The 16,676-nt window shown below is 68.2% G+C and carries 22 protein-coding genes and 2 pseudogenes; 11 read left to right on the top strand and 13 right to left on the bottom strand.

Features of this window, described 5'->3' with window-relative positions; all coding sequences use genetic code 11:
* Positions 1-180 precede the first annotated feature (180 nt).
* Positions 181-396, top strand: a complete 216-nt coding sequence (locus ACIBX3_RS57550) for a Tn3 family transposase (RefSeq protein WP_397129344.1) — start codon at positions 181-183, stop codon at positions 394-396.
* A gap of 216 nt (positions 397-612) precedes the next feature.
* The gene (locus tag ACIBX3_RS57545; protein ID WP_397129317.1) at positions 613-999 is read left to right on the top strand and encodes a transposase; all 387 of its coding nucleotides are present in this window, start codon (positions 613-615) and stop codon (positions 997-999) included.
* A 40-nt stretch (positions 1,000-1,039) separates the two neighbouring features.
* Here ACIBX3_RS57545 and ACIBX3_RS57540 read toward each other — a convergent pair whose 3' ends face one another.
* The 3 genes from ACIBX3_RS57540 to ACIBX3_RS57530 all read right to left on the bottom strand — a co-directional run bounded on the left by ACIBX3_RS57540 (position 1,040) and on the right by ACIBX3_RS57530 (position 1,970).
* Positions 1,040-1,510, bottom strand: coding sequence for a helix-turn-helix domain-containing protein (locus ACIBX3_RS57540; RefSeq protein WP_397129316.1), 471 nt, complete (start codon positions 1,508-1,510; stop codon positions 1,040-1,042).
* A 213-nt stretch (positions 1,511-1,723) separates the two neighbouring features.
* Positions 1,724-1,801, bottom strand: coding sequence for a DUF5372 family protein (locus tag ACIBX3_RS57535; protein ID WP_397129343.1), 78 nt, complete (start codon positions 1,799-1,801; stop codon positions 1,724-1,726).
* A gap of 13 nt (positions 1,802-1,814) precedes the next feature.
* The gene (locus tag ACIBX3_RS57530; RefSeq protein WP_397129315.1) at positions 1,815-1,970 is read right to left on the bottom strand and encodes a DUF5372 family protein; all 156 of its coding nucleotides are present in this window, start codon (positions 1,968-1,970) and stop codon (positions 1,815-1,817) included.
* A gap of 44 nt (positions 1,971-2,014) precedes the next feature.
* Here ACIBX3_RS57530 and ACIBX3_RS57525 point away from each other — a divergent pair.
* Positions 2,015-2,239: pseudogene (locus ACIBX3_RS57525) on the top strand (IS3 family transposase); the annotation flags it as partial.
* Positions 2,240-2,477: 238 nt separating this feature from the next.
* A complete protein-coding gene (locus ACIBX3_RS57520) occupies positions 2,478-2,642 on the top strand; it encodes a hypothetical protein (protein WP_397129314.1) in 165 nt (54 codons plus the stop codon).
* A 225-nt stretch (positions 2,643-2,867) separates the two neighbouring features.
* Here the strand turns inward: ACIBX3_RS57520 and ACIBX3_RS57515 are convergent, their stop codons facing one another.
* Positions 2,868-3,455, bottom strand: a complete 588-nt coding sequence (locus ACIBX3_RS57515; RefSeq protein WP_397129313.1) for a TetR/AcrR family transcriptional regulator — start codon at positions 3,453-3,455, stop codon at positions 2,868-2,870.
* A gap of 75 nt (positions 3,456-3,530) precedes the next feature.
* Here ACIBX3_RS57515 and ACIBX3_RS57510 point away from each other — a divergent pair, with 75 nt between their 5' ends.
* Entirely contained in the window at positions 3,531-4,568 is a 1,038-nt protein-coding gene (locus tag ACIBX3_RS57510) for an FAD-dependent monooxygenase (protein ID WP_397129311.1), read from the top strand.
* Between the two features lie 263 nt (positions 4,569-4,831).
* Here ACIBX3_RS57510 and ACIBX3_RS57505 read toward each other — a convergent pair whose 3' ends face one another.
* Together ACIBX3_RS57505 and ACIBX3_RS57500 are read right to left on the bottom strand one after the other, a co-directional pair.
* A complete protein-coding gene (locus ACIBX3_RS57505; protein ID WP_397129310.1) occupies positions 4,832-5,107 on the bottom strand; it encodes a hypothetical protein in 276 nt (91 codons plus the stop codon).
* On the bottom strand, positions 5,104-5,274 hold the full coding sequence (locus tag ACIBX3_RS57500) for a hypothetical protein (protein WP_397129308.1): 171 nt from the start codon (positions 5,272-5,274) through the stop codon (positions 5,104-5,106). Before ACIBX3_RS57500 ends, ACIBX3_RS57505 begins: the two co-directional genes overlap by 4 nt.
* On the opposite strand from ACIBX3_RS57500, the gene ACIBX3_RS57495 reads away from it, so the two are divergent.
* Entirely contained in the window at positions 5,248-5,610 is a 363-nt protein-coding gene (locus ACIBX3_RS57495; protein WP_397129307.1) for a hydantoinase B/oxoprolinase family protein, read from the top strand. The two genes, ACIBX3_RS57500 and ACIBX3_RS57495, sit on opposite strands and share 27 nt — an antisense overlap.
* Before the next feature lie 208 nt (positions 5,611-5,818).
* On the opposite strand, the gene ACIBX3_RS57490 is transcribed toward ACIBX3_RS57495, so the two are convergent.
* Positions 5,819-6,214 carry a RidA family protein gene (locus tag ACIBX3_RS57490; RefSeq protein ID WP_397129306.1) on the bottom strand — a complete coding sequence of 132 codons (396 nt, stop codon included), beginning with the start codon at positions 6,212-6,214 and terminating at the stop codon, positions 5,819-5,821.
* A gap of 137 nt (positions 6,215-6,351) precedes the next feature.
* On the opposite strand from ACIBX3_RS57490, the pseudogene ACIBX3_RS57485 reads away from it, so the two are divergent.
* A pseudogene (locus tag ACIBX3_RS57485) lies at positions 6,352-6,738 on the top strand (helix-turn-helix transcriptional regulator); the annotation flags it as partial.
* Here the strand turns inward: ACIBX3_RS57485 and ACIBX3_RS57480 are convergent.
* The 6 genes from ACIBX3_RS57480 to ACIBX3_RS57455 all read right to left on the bottom strand — a co-directional run bounded on the left by ACIBX3_RS57480 (position 6,725) and on the right by ACIBX3_RS57455 (position 12,734).
* Positions 6,725-6,979 (bottom strand): DUF5996 family protein, encoded by a 255-nt coding sequence (locus ACIBX3_RS57480; RefSeq protein WP_397129342.1) that lies wholly within the window; start codon positions 6,977-6,979, stop codon positions 6,725-6,727. The pseudogene ACIBX3_RS57485 and the gene ACIBX3_RS57480 sit on opposite strands and share 14 nt — an antisense overlap.
* An 85-nt stretch (positions 6,980-7,064) precedes the next feature.
* Positions 7,065-8,729 carry an amidohydrolase gene (locus ACIBX3_RS57475; RefSeq protein ID WP_397129305.1) on the bottom strand — a complete coding sequence of 555 codons (1,665 nt, stop codon included), beginning with the start codon at positions 8,727-8,729 and terminating at the stop codon, positions 7,065-7,067.
* A gap of 4 nt (positions 8,730-8,733) precedes the next feature.
* Positions 8,734-10,458 carry an amidohydrolase gene (locus ACIBX3_RS57470; RefSeq protein WP_397129304.1) on the bottom strand — a complete coding sequence of 575 codons (1,725 nt, stop codon included), beginning with the start codon at positions 10,456-10,458 and terminating at the stop codon, positions 8,734-8,736.
* Positions 10,459-10,510: 52 nt separating this feature from the next.
* The gene (locus ACIBX3_RS57465; protein ID WP_397129303.1) at positions 10,511-11,440 is read right to left on the bottom strand and encodes a CobW family GTP-binding protein; all 930 of its coding nucleotides are present in this window, start codon (positions 11,438-11,440) and stop codon (positions 10,511-10,513) included.
* A gap of 2 nt (positions 11,441-11,442) precedes the next feature.
* Complete coding sequence (locus ACIBX3_RS57460; protein ID WP_397129302.1) at positions 11,443-11,763, bottom strand: NifU family protein; 321 nt, start codon at positions 11,761-11,763, stop codon at positions 11,443-11,445.
* Positions 11,764-11,768: 5 nt separating this feature from the next.
* Positions 11,769-12,734, bottom strand: coding sequence for an amidohydrolase family protein (locus tag ACIBX3_RS57455; RefSeq protein ID WP_397129300.1), 966 nt, complete (start codon positions 12,732-12,734; stop codon positions 11,769-11,771).
* A gap of 192 nt (positions 12,735-12,926) precedes the next feature.
* On the opposite strand from ACIBX3_RS57455, the gene ACIBX3_RS57450 reads away from it, so the two are divergent.
* The 4 genes from ACIBX3_RS57450 (at position 12,927) to ACIBX3_RS57435 (ending at position 16,621) form a co-directional block, all read left to right on the top strand.
* Positions 12,927-14,384: a 4-hydroxyphenylacetate 3-hydroxylase family protein gene (locus ACIBX3_RS57450; protein WP_397129299.1), complete on the top strand. Its 1,458-nt coding sequence runs from the start codon at positions 12,927-12,929 to the stop codon at positions 14,382-14,384.
* A gap of 87 nt (positions 14,385-14,471) precedes the next feature.
* Positions 14,472-14,996 (top strand): flavin reductase family protein, encoded by a 525-nt coding sequence (locus ACIBX3_RS57445; protein ID WP_397129298.1) that lies wholly within the window; start codon positions 14,472-14,474, stop codon positions 14,994-14,996.
* A 43-nt stretch (positions 14,997-15,039) separates the two neighbouring features.
* Positions 15,040-15,594, top strand: coding sequence for a 3-hydroxyanthranilate 3,4-dioxygenase (locus tag ACIBX3_RS57440; protein WP_397129296.1), 555 nt, complete (start codon positions 15,040-15,042; stop codon positions 15,592-15,594).
* Entirely contained in the window at positions 15,578-16,621 is a 1,044-nt protein-coding gene (locus tag ACIBX3_RS57435; RefSeq protein ID WP_397129294.1) for an amidohydrolase family protein, read from the top strand. Before ACIBX3_RS57440 ends, ACIBX3_RS57435 begins: the two co-directional genes overlap by 17 nt.
* Positions 16,622-16,676 lie beyond the last annotated feature (55 nt).

Here is a 16,676-nt window from a genome sequence, read left to right as displayed (position 1 = left end):
CGGGAACATCACCCGGCCGCCGTACCGGTCGGTCAGTGCCCCCACCGGAATCCGCCCCAGCGAACCGACGATCACCGGCACCGCCACCAGCAACGCCTGCTGCGGCGCCGACAGACCCAGCAACTCCTTAAACCGCGGACCCAGAAGGCCGGCAGCGACAAGGAGCACCAGGAAGTCTCCATGCTCAACCTCCACCTCCTTCAGTCCGCGCTGGTGTTCATCAACACCCTGCTCGTCCAGTCCGTCCTCAAGGACCCCGCCTGGCAGCAGCGACTCACCGACGCCGACAAACGCGGCCTGTCGCCGCTGTTCTGGTCCAACGCCAACCTCTACGGCACCATCGACATCGACATGGGCCGACGCCTCGACCTCGGCCTGGGAGGGATATCACTCTAAGTATGGGAACGATCACTTTGGGTAGATGATCGAAGGTAAAGATCAACCACACAGCATTCGGGGGAATGTGATCATGTCTACCACACGGGGAACCGCCGCTCTGGCCACCACACGTGGATCGGCTCAGGAGGGCAACTGTCGGCTCGGAGTGGCCGCCGCCTCTCATCATGGCGGGGAAAACCCCCGTCCGAAGCGGCGGAGGTTCCGCTGCGGGAGTTGCTCGGCGATGAGGTACTGGACCTGCTGCTGGCCGGCTCGCGGGACGGCAAGGGCGGACTGCGGCTGACCGGTGAGGGCTCGATGCTCGGACAGTTGGTCAAGGCGGTGCTGGAGCGCGCGCTGGAGGCCGAGCTGACCGCGCATCTGGGCTATGGCAAGCACGATCAGTCCGGCAACGGCTCGGGCAACTCCCGTAACGGGAAGATCGCCAAGACGGTGCAGACCGGAGTCGGCCCGGTCCGCCTGGCGGTGCCGCGGGACCGGGCCGGCACCTTCGAGCCAGTGCTGGTGCCCAAGCGGGCCGGCCGGCGGGCCAGCACGCTCCAAGCGTGCCGCCGGCCGTTTCCCCTGCCGCCGAGCACCGCCGCGCGCAGGCTCTCGTAGTGTTCACTGATCTTGGCTCGGCTGGGCGTGTCGCCGGGGGTCAGCGCCCAGTCGCCGCCTCCGGGTCGCGGGGTTCGCGTCGTCGTGTGAGCGCCCGCTCCACCGAGCGCGGATGCACCGGGAAGCCGAACTCGGCTTCGATGAGTTTGGCCAGCGCCCGGCCCTTGAGACTCGGATCGGCGGCCCGCCACTGCTCGACCCGGTCCATGACCGGCTCGGTCAGCTTGCGCGGCCCTTTGGGGCCGGGCTTGCCCGGCACCAGCCCTGCCGGGCCCGCCGCGTCCAGTGCGGCAGCGGCGGTATAGAACGAGGCACGGGAGAAGCCGAACGCGGCGGCCGCCACCGTGACCGGCACCCGATCGACCAGGACCCTGCGGACCATCTCGTACTTGACCTGCACGAGATCACGCGGGTCGAAGAACGCCGAGGAGGAGAACAGCGGATCGACCACCGCGCCGGCCCGCTGGTTGAACACCCCGGCCGCTGTCAGCACCGCCGCCTTGCCGTCCATGCTCTCTCCCGGAATTCTGTCACGATCTATGCTCAGATGATTACGCCGCGTGTTCCGGAAGGCAAGCTCAGCCACCCCGATCCCGAGGCATAACTACCAGCCCAGGCGGATAGCCGGACGGGACTGCGAGACAGGGACGGCTCGACGCGGCGTAATCTTCTGACGTTCGCGGCGCAGACTCCTGGTCATGATCAGAGTCCGCGCCCGGGAGCGTTACGCGGTCCGACGATCGACCAGATCCGCCAGCGCCACCAGGTCCGCGGTCCGAAACGGACACCGTCCCGCAGCCATGACCCGAAACGGGTCAATCGGCCACCACGTCCGTCCACGCTGCGGGGATAGGCCGCCGTCGGCCCTGCTCATCGAGATAGAACACCACATCGCCGCTCCAGCACCGCGACCTGGCCACGAACTGCAGCACCTGCCCGGCAAGCGGATGGAACGGATGAGTGACCCTCACCAGACCATCTTCAGGATCACGAACCTGAGGAGTTGACGGATCGGGATAATGCGATCACCGAGAGCTTCTTCGCCTCGCTGGAGTGCGAGTTGATCGACCGGCGCACCTTCCACACCAGGTCAGAAGCCGAACGAGCCCTGTTCAGCTACATCGAGGAGTTCTACAACCCGCGCCGCCGTCACCCCGCCAACGGCCAGCTCAGCCCCGCCGAATACGAACGCCGACACGCGCTCAAGAACGCCCACGACCTCGACTATGCTGCCGCGTAGTCGCAAGCCCTGATGTGTCTATCGAACCGGGGCAATTCCAGTCGACGACCAACGCTCCGGCTGCTCGCCCAGCCCGGCAAGCCTGCGCACCGACCTCGAGCTCGCACGCCGCGAGATCATCCAGCTTCGAACCGAACGTGACCAGCTCAAACACAACCTCCGCCTCCACCTCCGCCTCCACCTCGGCCACCAACTCGACCAGCTCACCAACAAGACCCTCGTCGAACGGATCGATGAATTGACCCGCGACAACCAACGACTGAACACCGACCTTCAACAGGCCAGGACCGAGACCCAGCAACTACGCGGCCGCGTCACCGAACTCGAGGACGATCTGGCCGCCGCGAGGACCAGCCTGCGCCGGATGATCCGCGAAGGAAGCCTTCCCGACTCCGCCCGCTGACCCACCGTGCATGAGCCGCCCGCGGCGGTAGGCCTGGTCCGAGCCGACCGCATCGTCTCCCTGATCCTGAACGACGGTCAGGTGCACGGCGCGCGGACGGAGGAGGCGGGCGAGGACGGCCACGACGCCCTGGGGGCCGTGCTGGACACTGGCGCCGTCTCCAGGTTCACACCCCCGGCCCGCCGCCGCACCCGGCGGCGAAGCGCTCGGCCTCCGGGCCCGCCATTACCGGTTCAGGGAATAGGCGGTGTCAATGAGGTCGCGCAGAAAGGTGTCGAGGTCGTCTAGACCGTAGGCCTTGAGCGTCTGAGGGGTCTGAGTGAGCAGGTAGGTCAGGGCCGTGTTGACACACATGGTCACCATGGCGGCGGCCGCCTGCGTCGCGGGTAGACCCGCCGCCCGTTGGGACTCCAGGTGCAGCGCCAGGTCGGCCTTGGTGAGTTCGGCCAGCGTCTGCTGCAGGCCCGGCCTTCGTGCGGCCTCGGCATGCAACTCGAGGTAGGCCAGCACTCTGGATCTGTTGGCCGTGAGCGCACGGGCGAGCAGGTCGCTCAGCAGTGCGACGAGCCCGTCGCGCCCCTCGATCCGGGTTGCCTGCGCTCGTTTCAGGTCGGCCCAGTAGCGCTCGACGCACCGCTCGGCGGCGGCCTGCAGCAGCGCGTCGCGGCTGGCGAAGTAGTTCTTGGCCGTGCCCTCCGGCAGTCCTGCTTGGCGATCCACGGCTCTGTGGGTCAGGCCTCTGCCGCCCTGATGGGCCAGCACTTCGATCGCTGAGTCACGCAGTTGGTCGCGCCGATCCCGGTTCTCCGCCATGGCCCTCATTATCGCGACTTGCCCTGTTTACCACAACCGTGGTACCACATTTGTGGTGAACGAAGGAGATGTGACATGAATAGAACCGCGGCCGTCGTGGGTGCCGGCATCGGCGGACTGGCCACCGCCATCGGGCTGCGCAGCATCGGCTGGGAGGTGACCGTGCTCGAACGCTGGCCGCAGATCAGACCGGAGGGCACCGCGCTCGGCCTACGTCCCGACGCACAGGCCGCGCTCGCGCGACTCGGCCTCGCCGAGGAACTACGCCACCATACGATTCCCTACCGCAAGGCCCGGATCCGCACGCCTGGCGGTCGCCGGATCGCCGATCTGCCACTGGAACGCATCGAGCGCAAGGGCGGCGCACCGGTCTTGATGCTGTCTCGGATCTCACTGATGGGCCTGCTGCTCAGCGCCGTGGGAGATACCGCGATCGTGACCGGGATAAATATCACCGACCCGGAGTCGCTGCGCAAGGACTACGACCTGGTGGTTGGGGCGGACGGACTGCGCAGCGTGGTTCGCACCGCCTACTTCGGTACCGCCACCCAACCTCGCTACACCGGGATCGTGGCCTGGCGGGGCGTCGCCGGATTCGAGCCACCCGAGCACGGCGAGACGTGGGGGCCCGGCCAGGTGTTCGGTATCACACCTCAAGAGCCTGGCTCCACCAACTGGTACGCCGCCGTGTCGACCCCTGAGGGCCACCGCGAAACCCTTGACGACCTGCGCGCCCGCTACGCGGGCTGGCACGACCCCATCCCACGCATCCTCGCCGAAGCCGACGAGGATGCGGTGCTGCGGCACGAGATCTACGACCTGTCTCCCCACCTGGAGTCGTTCGTGGCAGGCAACGTCGCTCTGGTCGGCGACGCGGCGCACGCCATGACACCCTCACTCGGGCAGGGGGCGTGTCAAGCGCTGCTGGATGCGGCCGCGCTCACCGACTGCCTGCAGACCGCCGGAGATGTGGAGTCCGGGCTGCACGTCTACGACGCCCGACGCAGGAAGCCCGCCCAGCGCATCGTGACGTTGTCGCGCCGCATGACCGGCTTGGCCGGCCACCGCCTGGCAGGACCACGCAACCTCCTCTTGCGTCTCCTGCCCGCCTGAAGGGTCGCGCCTCTGCGCCTGACGCTCGGGTCGGGCGCGATCCGCGGCACGCCTCACGGCCCTCCGGTCCGTGCAATGATTTGCCCGCCGTGCTGGCCGGCATCAAGATCCGCCTGCCTGTCGGCCGGCCCCACACCCGGCCCGGTGCGGTCGCCGCCGGCAAGGCCTACTCGTCCCGCCACCTCTCGACGGTCCACTGGCGCGGCGGCTGCAAGCAGCCCACTTGCCTAACGTGGCTTCACGACCTTCAAGCCGCTGAGCAGCTAGATCGCTTGACAACCCCAGATAAGCAACCCGCCGAATTCGCTCTCAGGGGTGTCGATCGACACCATCCGGATCGACATCTCGATCGTCGGGGTGTCGCCGTCGGTCACCTTCACGAAGCGGTAGTCCTGAGCCGGGCGGCTGGGGCCGACGAAACCGAGATCCACCATCGCTGCACTCCCTGCACGATCAAGACGAAGGCTGCATGACCTGCCGTACCAGGGCGGGGTCACCTGCAGGTCTCCGTCATACAGCGCGCCGAACGAGCCGATCACCTGCAGGCCGGCGGGCCATGCAGGTCGACCGTCCAGCCCGGGGCCGCCTCAGGGCCGGCGTCCACAGCGGCGTCCACCCTGGCCACCCAGTGCAGGCCGTGCTCCAGCGGCCAGGCCGTGACGGCGTCGATGCGCTCACCGTGCCCGGCGTCGGCGGCCAGCGCCACGCTGACCTCCACCAGCAGGGCCGGCCGGTAACCGCCCGCGCCGACCTCAACGCCGCCGGCGGCGGCGCCCGCGCCTACCGCGACGGGGAGAACGCGGTGACCCCGTTCTTCGGGTTCATGGCGGACATCGGCGAGCAGGAGGTCATCGAGGACGAGGTGCCGTTCCTGCAGTTGACCGCCAAGAAGATCAAGTGCGACAACCAGGCCTTCGGCAAGTACCGGGGCGGGATGGGCCACGAGATCGCGGTGGCCGCCCGCGGGCACCCCGGTGTGGGGGTTCGCCACTGTGTGCAGCGGGTCCAAGTTGTGGGCGAGAGCCGCCTGCAGCCGGCGTGAGTTCGCCCAGGCGTACTCGGGTCCGCGGACACCGCGGCGCTGGCGTACGTCGAGCAGCAGACGAACGTCGGCGTGCCGCAGTCGTTGCAGGAAGGACTCGCCGCCGAAGCCATAGACGCCGATTGTCGCCATCCTGAGCACCGGAAATCACCCACCTGCCTACTACTTGTGCCGCCTCCGGCAGCCTGCCGGAGGCGGCGAGGTCACATCACGCGACGGCGGTCCCCTCAAGCTCGACCATCAGGTCGGGGATCGCCAGCCGTGTCACCCCGAGCATCGTGCCGGACGGTGCGACCCCGGCGGCGCCCAACCGCGACGCCAGCACGCCGTAGTGCTCGAAGAGCCGGTCGACGTCGGTGGTGTAGACGTTGAGCCGGACGAGGTTCGCGAGGGACATGCCGGCCTCGCCGAGCACGGCCTCCAGGTTGTCGAGGCTCAGCGCCAACTGCGCCGCCATGTCATCCGTATGCTGAGGCTTGCCGTCACCGCTCATCGCGGTCTGCCCGGCGCAGTACAGCGTCCGGGTGTGCCCGGAGACGATCTCACCCTGGTTGTACCCCATCTCCACCGACCACGCCCACGGGTTGACCGCAGTTCGCTCCATTGCCACATCAGCTCCATTCGATTCGTCGACATCACGTACGTCCATCGGCTCGGTAGCCGCCATCTTCTTGGTCGCGTTGATGAGCCTCCCAACAAATCACGACATCCTCTGTCGTGTATCTCGGTAAAGGTCTTCGTATGCGCGCCGACCGGTTGGTCTCGCTGGTGCTGCTGCTGCGCCAGCACGGTCGGCTGTCCGCGACCACGCTGGCCCGCGAGCTGGAGGTATCCACCCGCACCGTGCTGCGCGACATCGAGGCGCTGTCCGCAGCCGGCGTCCCGGTCTACGCCGAACGCGGCCGGCACGGCGGTTTCGCGTTGTTGCCCGGTTTCCGGACCGAGCTCACCGGACTGAACCCCGACGAGGCACTTGCCCTGCTGGTCGCCGGATCGCGGCGCGGCGCGCAGGCATTCGACCTCGGCTCGGCGCTCGCTTCGGCGATGCTCAAGGTGGTTGACGCACTACCCGAAAGCTATCGCGACACCGCGGCCGGCACGGCCGAGCGATTGCTCATCGACCCGGAGCGCGGGACTGATCGGCACGATTAGGCACCCCATTACGTGGTTCTACGGAGTCGCCGATCAGTCGTCGCCGGCTGCGCAACGAGCGTGACCACGCAGAACATTTGATCCCTTGCCCGGTGACATGGAACGGCGCGTTCCACCAGTGGTTGCGCCGCACCGCCGAGGCGAGCCGGATCTTGCCCACCACCTGGCAGAACCGGTGCAGCGTCGCTTTGGTCGCTCGCCACTCGGCCGACGGCACGGCGGTGAACAACTCCACGGCACCACCGTTCCCGCACGTTCGCGGCGCTACCCACGTGACCCTTGGACGGCTCTAACCGCCACACTCACCTCACTGCTTCCAGCAGGCCTTCTGGGTCATGGACCGGAAGGCCGCCGACCAGGGTGGCGGCAGGCGCGAGTTCTGGAAGATCATCGATCGGGCACTCGATGAGATCGGTGCGGAAGGCGACGAGGTCGGCGAGTCGGCCCTGTTCGATGGTTCCCAGGTTCGCGGACTCGCCGAGCAGGGCGGCGCCGGCGGCAGTGTAGAGCCTCAGGGCGTCGTAGCGGCTCACCGCGTGTTCAGGGCCCTGAACGCCCACTGTACGCGTGCCCCGGGTCACCAGACCCCAGATGGACAGCAAGGGGTCGAAGAAGCTGACGTTGCAGTCGCTGCCCGCGGCGACCAGAGCTCCTTCGTCGAGCCACGCGCGAACCGGCATCACCTCGCGGGTGCGCTGCTCGCCCCAGTAACGCACGAGGTTGCCGCCGAGCGAGTACAGGAGCGGGTGCTGAACGGTGATGCCGATGCCGGCCCGGACCGCCCGTGCCCTCTGGTCCGCGTTCACGAGAAGGGCGTGTTCGATGACCAGCGTTCCACGGGGCGTCGCCGGGCGGCGCCGCAGGACCCGTTCGTAGGCGCTGAGCACCCGCTCGACGGCGGCGTCACCGGCCGCGTGGCAGCCGACCTTCCAGCCGCGCGAGACCGCACGGTCCACCAGTCTCTCGAACTCGTCCGGCTCCCAGAACGCGTGCCCGTGGTAGCCCGGGTTGTTCGCGTACGGCTCGCAGAGATGGGCGCCTTCGGCGCCGCCGTCCATGATGTACTTGAAGCCCCAGATCTTGAGCAGATCGTCTCCGTATCCGCTGCGCACGGCCCACGAGTCGATGAACGCGAGCTTCTCCTCGACGCCCGCGTCGGGCATGACCCAGAACATCACCCGGCTGCGGGTGGTCAGACGGCCCTGTTCCCACAGCCGCTGATAGGGCTCCATCTCGTCGACGAAGAGACCGGGGTCTCGCACCACCCCTATGCCGCGGGCGTTGTACGCTGCGCACTGCCGGGCGAGCAGTTCCACCTGGCGTTCGGTTGTGAGCTGAGGAAGCAGCCGTCGTACCGGCTCCACGGCTCCGGGTTCGATGAGCACCCCGGTCGGCACCCCGTTCGCGTCACGGACGACCGTTCCCCGGTCGGGGTCGGGGATGTCCCGTCCGAAGCCCGCCATGGCCAGGGCCCGCGAGTTGACCACCATCACATGGCCACCGCGCTGAACGCAGATCGGGTGCTCGGTGGAGGCGGTGTCGAGTTCACCCGCCGTGGGCAGCCGCTCCTCCTTGAGGTGGGTTTCGTGCCAGCAGCGCGACGACACGATCCACTCGCCGGGCGGCGTCTCCGCGGCGCGACGCCGCAGCAGTTGGACGACATCGGCAACAGTGCTCGCGCTCGCCAGGTCGACATGGTCGAGGTCACGGGAGGCCCAGAGCTGATGGTTGTGGGTGTCGTTGAAGGCCGGGAACACGACGAGCCCGGGGTCGTCCACAACCGCCGTGCGTGTTCCCTGGAGCGCGTCGAGACCGTCGGGGCTCGACGAGGTCGCGATGATGCGGCCGTCGCGAATGGCGACGGCTCGATGGATCCGCCCGGGGCCGGTCATCGAATACGCCTTGCCCACGCGGAGCAGTGTGTCGGCGGGGCCCCGCTCGGCGACGGGGAGAGGTGATTCTTCCATGTGCTCAGGTCCTCACATACTCGTGAACGGTGCGACCGCCGACCACGGTCTCCAGCACCTTCAGGTCAAGGAATTCGCCGTCTGGCACAGTCAGCGGATCGCCGGACAGCACGACGAGATCTGCCAGCTTTCCCTTCTCGATCGATCCCTTGCGGTGATCCTCGAAGGTGGCGTACGCGTTGTTCGTCGTCCACATGCGCAGCGCCAGCTCGCGGCTGATCGTCTCCTCCGGCATGAGCGTGCCGGCCAGCGTGTCCTGGGAGAACGAGGCCCACAGGCCGAGCAGCGGGCAGTCGCCGTCGTAGACGACCGCCGGGCAGTCGGTGCCCCCGGTGACGACCAGCCCCGCGTTCATCCAGGTCCGGATGGGCTGCGCCCATTCGCGGACGGTCCGGTCACGAGGAGCGAGCCCGTCGGGCGCCTCGGCGAGCCGTACGGCCTCCAACATCTCGTGCATCTCCAGCGACCGGCCGGCGGCGAAATAGGACAGCAGGGGGTTGGCCGCGATGATGACGCCGAGACGCCGCAGCCGCCGGTGGTGCTCGGGATTGATCAGGCCGAAGGCGTGCTCGTAGCTCCAGCGCCGACCGTCGAGAGGCGCCTGCGCGTGTGCCTCCTCCATGGCGTCGAGGATGACCTCGATGTCATCGCGGAGGTCACCGGGCGTGCCGTGGATCGCGAACCGCCACCCCATCTGGTTGCCCTCGGTGATCAGCCGCCGCAGCTTCTCGGGCTGCATGCTCCAGTACCCGTAGTTCTGTGCGACGATCTTGAGCCCGCCGACCCGCAGCCAGTCGTCGCCGAGCCCCTGCTTGGGGCCGAAGTACAGCCGCAGCGCCGCGCTGATCTCCTGTGTGGTGAGGTGCTGGACGGGCAGCCCGAGCACCAGATCGGTGCGGACGGTGGCCTCGCCGCGCCGGGACAACTCGGCGTAGGCGTCGATCTCGTTCGGCGCCACCCCCATGTCGCGGGTCCCGGTGATGCCTGCCGCGTTGAAGAGCGCCATCTGGGCCCTGAGCGCGCGGATGTTCGTCTCTAGGTCGAACGACAGCAGGTCCCACATCTTCACCGGCTGGCCGAGGCGCTGCCACCACTTCCGGCGGGCGAGGTCACCGGCGCCCACGATGAGGTGACCGGTCGGCACGCCGTGCTTGTCACGGACGATGTGTCCTTCGGAGATGTCCGGGTCGCCGGCACCGGGATCGGGTGTGTCCGGAGTGATGCCCGCCAGTTCGAGCGCCAGAGTGTTCACGATGATGTTGCGGCCACCGTCGGCGATGTAGACCGGATTGTCCGGAGCGACGGCGTCCAGGTCATGCCGCGTGGGGAAGCGTCCCTCGACGATCCCGCCGCGATACAGACACGAGGTGGTGATCCACTCGCCGGGCCGGGCGCGGTGCGCCGCGGCCGCGATCTCGGCCTTGACCTCCTCGATCGACCGGCAGAGGGAGATGTTCACTTTGACGCCCGCCGCCGCGGTGTCGAGGCCGGCCATCAGCTGATGGGTGTGGTTGTCCACCAGCCCCGGGATCACGCTGCTGCCAAGCAGGTCGATAACGCGGGTGGAACCGCCGGCCAGTCGCTTGACCCGCTCGTCGGATCCCACCGCGACGATGGTACCGTCCACGACGGCCACCGCCTCGGCCACCCGCGACGCCGGGTCCAACGTGATCACGTTACCGTTGTGCAGCACCAGGTCGGCGACGATGCGGTCCTGCTCGATGAACACAGGTGTCCTCCTTTGCGATGGGTCGGCTGTGCGGCGCTGGACGGCGCCTTGGCTAGATCGCTCCGCAACGCAGCAGCCCGCCCTCGATGTCCGACGAATCGAGGTCGCCGCCGAGCACGACGATCAGCGCACCGGCGTCGCCGAGGCGCTGTCGCGCCGCGGGCGGTGCTGGGGTGAGGTCCTGCCGCACTCCGACGCCGTTGAACACGAAGGCCCGCTGGTCCCCGGTGAAGCGGACCAGCGCCTTGATGCGCAGGGCCCGCCCGGACAGCGTCTCCGCCCAGTTCAGGAACGGCTGGTGAGCCACGGGCCGGTCGAGGGTGAGCGAGGCCACGCTCACCTCACCGGTGTGGTGCTCGGTTTCACGGCGAGGCCGGCGGGCGTCGTGCCGCTCGGTGCCGAGCAGCATGCCGACCGGTAGGCCGGCGTGGCTGGCCGTCACGGAGGCGGCGTGCCGGTTGAGAATGCGCAGGCGCTCTCGCAGCAGCCTCAGGGTCGCCGCGTCGACGAGGTCCGCCTTGTTCAGCACCAGCAGATCGGCGCCCGTGAGCTGCTGATAGGCCACGGTCGCGTGGGCCAGGCCCGCGTCGAAGTTCGCGGAGTCGACAAGGGTGATCACGCAGTCGAGCACGAGGTCGCACGCGAAGCGACCGTGTACCAGTACGTCCACGACACCGAGGGGATCCGCGAGACCGCTGGTCTCCACGATCACGCCGTCGAGAGCGGCCCCGTCGCTAGCGATCTGCGCGAGCGTCGTCGCGAGATTGCCCTGATTGACACAGCACAGACACCCGTTGGCCAATTCCGTGACCTGTCCGGCCCGTCTGTTGATGAGCGAGCCGTCGATGCCGAGTTCGCCGAACTCGTTGACCACGACGGCGAGGCGGAGCCCATGTCCTTCGGTGAGGATGTGGTTGATCAGGGTCGTCTTCCCGCTGCCGAGGAATCCGGTGACCACGGTGACCGGGAGGCGCCGCCTCATCGTCATGCCTCGGCTGCGGATGCCGGCCAGGCGGGGATTCCCGTCCGGTGTGCGGACATGTCGTCGGCCAGCCGTCGTTCTGCCCCTTCGGAGATGCGGCTACCCTGCGCATGCACAGAGGTGATCCCCTCGATCTGCAGCAGAGCCGGACGCACCGTCGCCGCCATCGTCACCGGCCGGTAGGGGCAGCCGGTGCACATGCCGGTGAACTGCACGTGCACCTCACCCTCGTCGGACACCCGGGACAGCTCGATCCCGCCCGCGTGCATGCGGAGGTACGTCGACACCTGCCGGACACGTTCGCCGAGCGCGTCCTGATCCATCGCGCTCACATCCCTGTCGCGGCCAGTTGCCGCAGCTTGCCGGGGACGTCGATGCCGAGCAGCCTGGCCATGTTGCCGCCCAGGATCATGCGCTTGTCCTCGTGGGTGATCTGCGGGTAGCCGTAGCCGTCGCGCAGATCGTCGGGGATCTGCAGGTCCATGAAGTTCTTCAGGAAGGGCGCGGGCGGTCCGGTCATGGCGGCCTCGGACCCCCAGATGAGCTTGTGCGGCCCGACGTACTGCAGCAGCTTGCCTATCTGCTTCTGAACCTCTCGCGGCGCCACACGCAGGTAGTTGAGGACACCCGACAGCGCCAGGTAGACGTTCGGGAAACGCGACGCGATCGACACCGCCTCGTCGAAGTACGGGAGCGCCAGATGGTGGATGAGGAAGTTCATGTCGCGGAACTCACGCGCCGGCGCCTGCAGGTCGACCGGGCGGAGGAGGTCGACGTCCCATTCGCCGAACGGCAGCCCCTTGTGGAACTGCAACATGTCGACACCGAGCTCGTGCGCCTTGCGGTACAACGGGTATGCGAGATCGCGGTCGTCGCACCGCCACGACCTGTCGACGTGGCCGTTGTAGAACTTGAACGAGCGCGCCCCCAGCTCCCTGACCTGATACTCCATCTGCTTGAGAGCGCCGTCGACGCCGTGGTACAGCGGGTCCACCGCACCGCACAGCACCGCGCGGTCGGGGTAGGCGGCCACAAAGTCGTACTGCGCCTGGAGCGAGGCGAGACTGTTGGGCATCCAGTCCCAGACAGGGACCGCATGAGCCATGGCCATGTCCACGGGCGACTCGCGGAATTCGACGTCGTACATGTCCTCGATGCTGACGCGAAGAGGCCAGTCGGCGCCCTGGCCGAGCCGGCTGGGGACCGGGTAGCGCAACGGCTCCATGGACGCGCTCCAGCCCTGGACGAGCGTCGCGGTATCGGGCCGCTCGTGCAGGAGGTTCTCGTCAGACATGTCATAGACATGAATGACCCCGTCGAAAACGAAGATGTCGCCGATCACGATGCCGCCTCCCGGAGGACACTCGCTGCTGAGTGCGTCCAACGTTCCATGGGCCTCTGGCCTGGGACAATGCCTCTGCGGGTATGGGACAACGGCCGCGTTTAACGGCTAGTCGGCGCTGGTCCGGCGCTGGAGACTACCCCCATGTTGAAGACCGGCAAAGAGCATCTCGACAGCCTTCGCGACGGCCGCGTCGTGTACGTCGGCAAGGAACGCGTCGACGATGTGACCACCCACCCGGCCTTTCGCCGTGCGGCGCAGACGATCGCCGACCTCTACGATCTCAAGGCCGATCCTGCGCACCGCGACGTCATGAGCTACGTCGACGACGACGGAGTCCGCGCCAGCACCTACTTCATGAGAGCGCGGACGAGCGCGGAGCTCGCCCAGCGCTCCGCGGCGCACAAGAAGATCGCGGACATAAGTCATGGCCTGCTCGGCCGCGCTCCCGACTACATCGCCAGCTTCGTGACCGGGATGTCCATCTGTCCCGAGGTGTTCGGCGAACGCGCCGGCAACGTGACCGCGTACTGGCGCTACATGCGCGACAACGACGTCTACGCCGCCCACGCCATTGTCGCGCCGCAGGCCGCCCGCGACCCCGCCTACTACGAACGCGAGAACCGCCCCATCCCCACGCTGCGCGTGGTGAGCGAGGGCGACGACGGGGTGGTCGTGCACGGGATGAAGATGCTCGCGACCGGAGCGATTCTGGCCAACGACATCTTCATCGGCAACATCCTCCCGCTGGCCCCCGAGAACAAGGCGGAGTCGATCACGCTCGTCGTCCGGTGCAACGCGCCGGGAGTGTCGCTGTGGTCGCGCAAGCCGCTCGAACCGACGGCTACCTCGGAGTTCGACAGTCCCCTCACGTGGCGGTTCGACGAGACCGACGCGATGGTCATGTTCGATCACGTGAAGGTGCCCTGGGAGCAGGTGTTCGTGCACAACGACGTGGCGCTGTCCCGCGAGCTCTACTTCCGCACACCGGCACACGTGTACGGCAACCACCACTCGAATGTCCGCTTCCTCGCGAAGCTGCAATTGATCATCGGACTCGCGAGCCGGGTCACGGAATCCACCGGTGCCGCCCAGGTCCCCGCCGTTCGCGAGACGCTCGGCCGCATGGCCTCTCAGGAGGCGCTGCTGAGCGGGCTGATCGACGGGCAGCTGTGGGCAGCCGAGTCCTGGGGGGAGTATGTGGCCTTCAACCGCAGATCCATGTACGCCGCGCTGAACTGGTGCGTCGAGGAGTACTCCCCGCTGATCGACACGCTGCGCGAACTGTGCGGGGGCGGGGTGCTCCAGATGCCGGCCGACGCCTCGGTCCTGGAAGATCCCGAACTGTCGAAGATCTTCCGCGAGTTCTGGCACACCCCCCAACTGGACGCGGTGAACCGGATGAAACTGCTCAAGCTCACCTGGGACCTGGTCGGCTCGGAATTCGCCGGCCGGCATCTCCAGTACGAGAAGTTCTACCCGGGCGCCCGGTTCATCGTCCGCGGCCACAACTACCGCGAGGCGCCGTGGGAGGAGTTCCACCGCGTCGTCGACGAGCTCATGGGCTCCTACACCTACCCCGCCGCGGCGGCAAGCGGCTGAGCGACGACTCCGGCGCATCCCTGGCCACCTTCGGGCGGGGTCTTGTGCCCGCTGATGAGGCTCACCAGGTGATGAGAGGAATAGATCATGTCGGCAACCATTGCCCCGGACGTCTTCCGTGCGGCCATGAGCCGCCTGGCCGGCGCTGTCAACGTCATCGCCACCGGATTCTCCGACGACGACTCGTCCGGGCCACGGGGTATGACCGCCACAGCGGTGTGCTCACTCTGCGCTGAGCCGCCGAGTCTCATCGCGTGCCTGCATCGTGACGCGGGAACGGCGGTACAGGCGTTACGGCTCGGGGTCTTCTCCGTCAACGTCCTGACGCAGCGGCATCTGGAGGTGGCCCGGACCTTCGCAGGTGCGGAGCGCTTCGGTGCCGACCGCTTCACGGTCGGCGCCTGGGAACGCGGACGCCTGGGCGTGCCGGTGCTCGCCGACGCGCTCGTCGCCTTCGAGTGCCGCGTGGCGCAGGCGTACACGCACGGCACCCACACCGTGCTGATCGGTGGGATCGAGATAGTCCGGGCGGCGTCCACCGAAGAGCCGCTCGTCTTCCACGCCCGGCGGTTCGTGGGGCTCGGTAAGGATCTGGAGCGTCGACCCGCGTGACCGCCGGCAGCGCACGCTCATTGACCACATGAGGAGATGTCCGATGAACGAACGGCCAATTCAGGACCCGATCCGGCTGGTCGAACTCGTGGAGACCGGCGGCGGAGCCTTCGCGGGCGCCCTCGCCGCCCGTTCTCTCTATGCCGGCTCGCTCTTCGAAGCGATCGTGGTGCGCGGTCCCAACCGGCGCAACGACTTCCACACGGAACCCTATGACGAGTTCTTCCTGCAACTGCGCGGCGCCATCCAGGTCGACACCCGGGAGCCGGGGGTCGGCCTGCGGCGGCACGTCGTGCGAGAGGGAGAGGCGTTCCTGGTGCCCGGCGGCGTTCCGCATTCACCGCGACGCCCAGCCGGCACGCTCGGCCTCGTCGTGGAGATCCGGCGGCGGCCGGGGGATGTGGAGACCGCCGAGTGGTGGTGCGAGAGCTGTGACACCCTCGTTGAGCGGGTCGAGATGGAGTCCACAGAGATGATCTCCTCGCTCGGCCCGCTCCTGGCGGCGTTCAACGCCAGCGAGCAGCGGCGGACCTGCGGTAACTGCGCCGCCGTGGTACCGGTCCCCGAGGAGTTCGTCCTCGATGCCGATGTCCGGTGACGGCTCGGTGAGCGGCGGACAGGTGGCGGCACGGAGCCCTGGGAAGATCGACTGCCACACGCACACCTTGCCCCGGCGGTGGCTCGACCTGGCCGAGCGCTACGGGGACGACCGCTGGCCCGCACGGCGCCGGATCGACGCCTGCAGCGCCGAGATCTTCGTCGGCGGCCGCCACTTCCGTACGGTGCCGCACACCTGCTGGGACGGAGCGGCGCGACTCGAACAGATGGACTCCGCCGGTGTGGCGGTGCAGTGGTTGTCGACGACCCCGGTGATGTTCGGCTACTGGGCCGACCCTCGACAAGGCGCCGAGATGGCCGCGCATATCAACGACGGCATCGCCGAGATGGTCCGGGAGGCGCCGGAGCGTTTCGTCGGCCTGGCCACTCTACCGCTCGCGAGCACCGACCTGGCGCTGCGCGAACTGGAGCGCGCCGTCACCGAGCTGGGCCTGCGGGGAGTCGAGATCGGGACCAACGTCGCCGGCCGGGAACTCGACGACGAGTCGCTGGCACCCGTGTTCGACGCGGTAGCCGACCTGGGGCTGCCGATCCTGGTCCATCCCTGGGACGTGCGCGGCGCCGATCGGCTCGCCCGGTACAACGCGATGTACACGGTGGGGATGCCGGCCGAGACCGCCTATGCGGCGACGGCACTGCTGCTCGGCGGTGTGCTGGAGCGGCTGCCCGCACTGCGGATCCTGCTCGCCCACGGAGGAGGCGCCCTGGCCGGCCTGCTGCCCCGCATCGACCGCGGGTGGGAGACGTGGCCGGACCGGCGCGGCACCGGCCGGCGGCGGCCGGCCGAGCTGGCCCGGTCCTTCTGGGCCGACTCGATGGTCGGCGACGGAACCAACCTGGAGCTTGTCGCCGAGCGGCTGGGATGGGACCGGATCGTGCTCGGCAGCGACTACCCCTTCCCCTTCGGGGAGCGAACCGCGGGAGAGATGGTCGAGCGGGCGGCTCTGGACGAGGCACGGCGCGAAGGCGTCCTGTGGGCCAACGCGCGTGCGCTGCTCGTCGCCTGACATGTGCACGACCGTTCGTTCCTGCTGTGCCGCCACTACCTGTCGCCCTCACCTG

The sequence above is a fragment of the Nonomuraea sp. NPDC049480 genome, from assembly GCF_044465905.1.
Taxonomy (GTDB): domain Bacteria; phylum Actinomycetota; class Actinomycetes; order Streptosporangiales; family Streptosporangiaceae; genus Nonomuraea.
The sequence above is the reverse complement of the archived record's forward strand: the minus strand, read 5'-3'. Positions and strand labels throughout refer to the sequence as shown.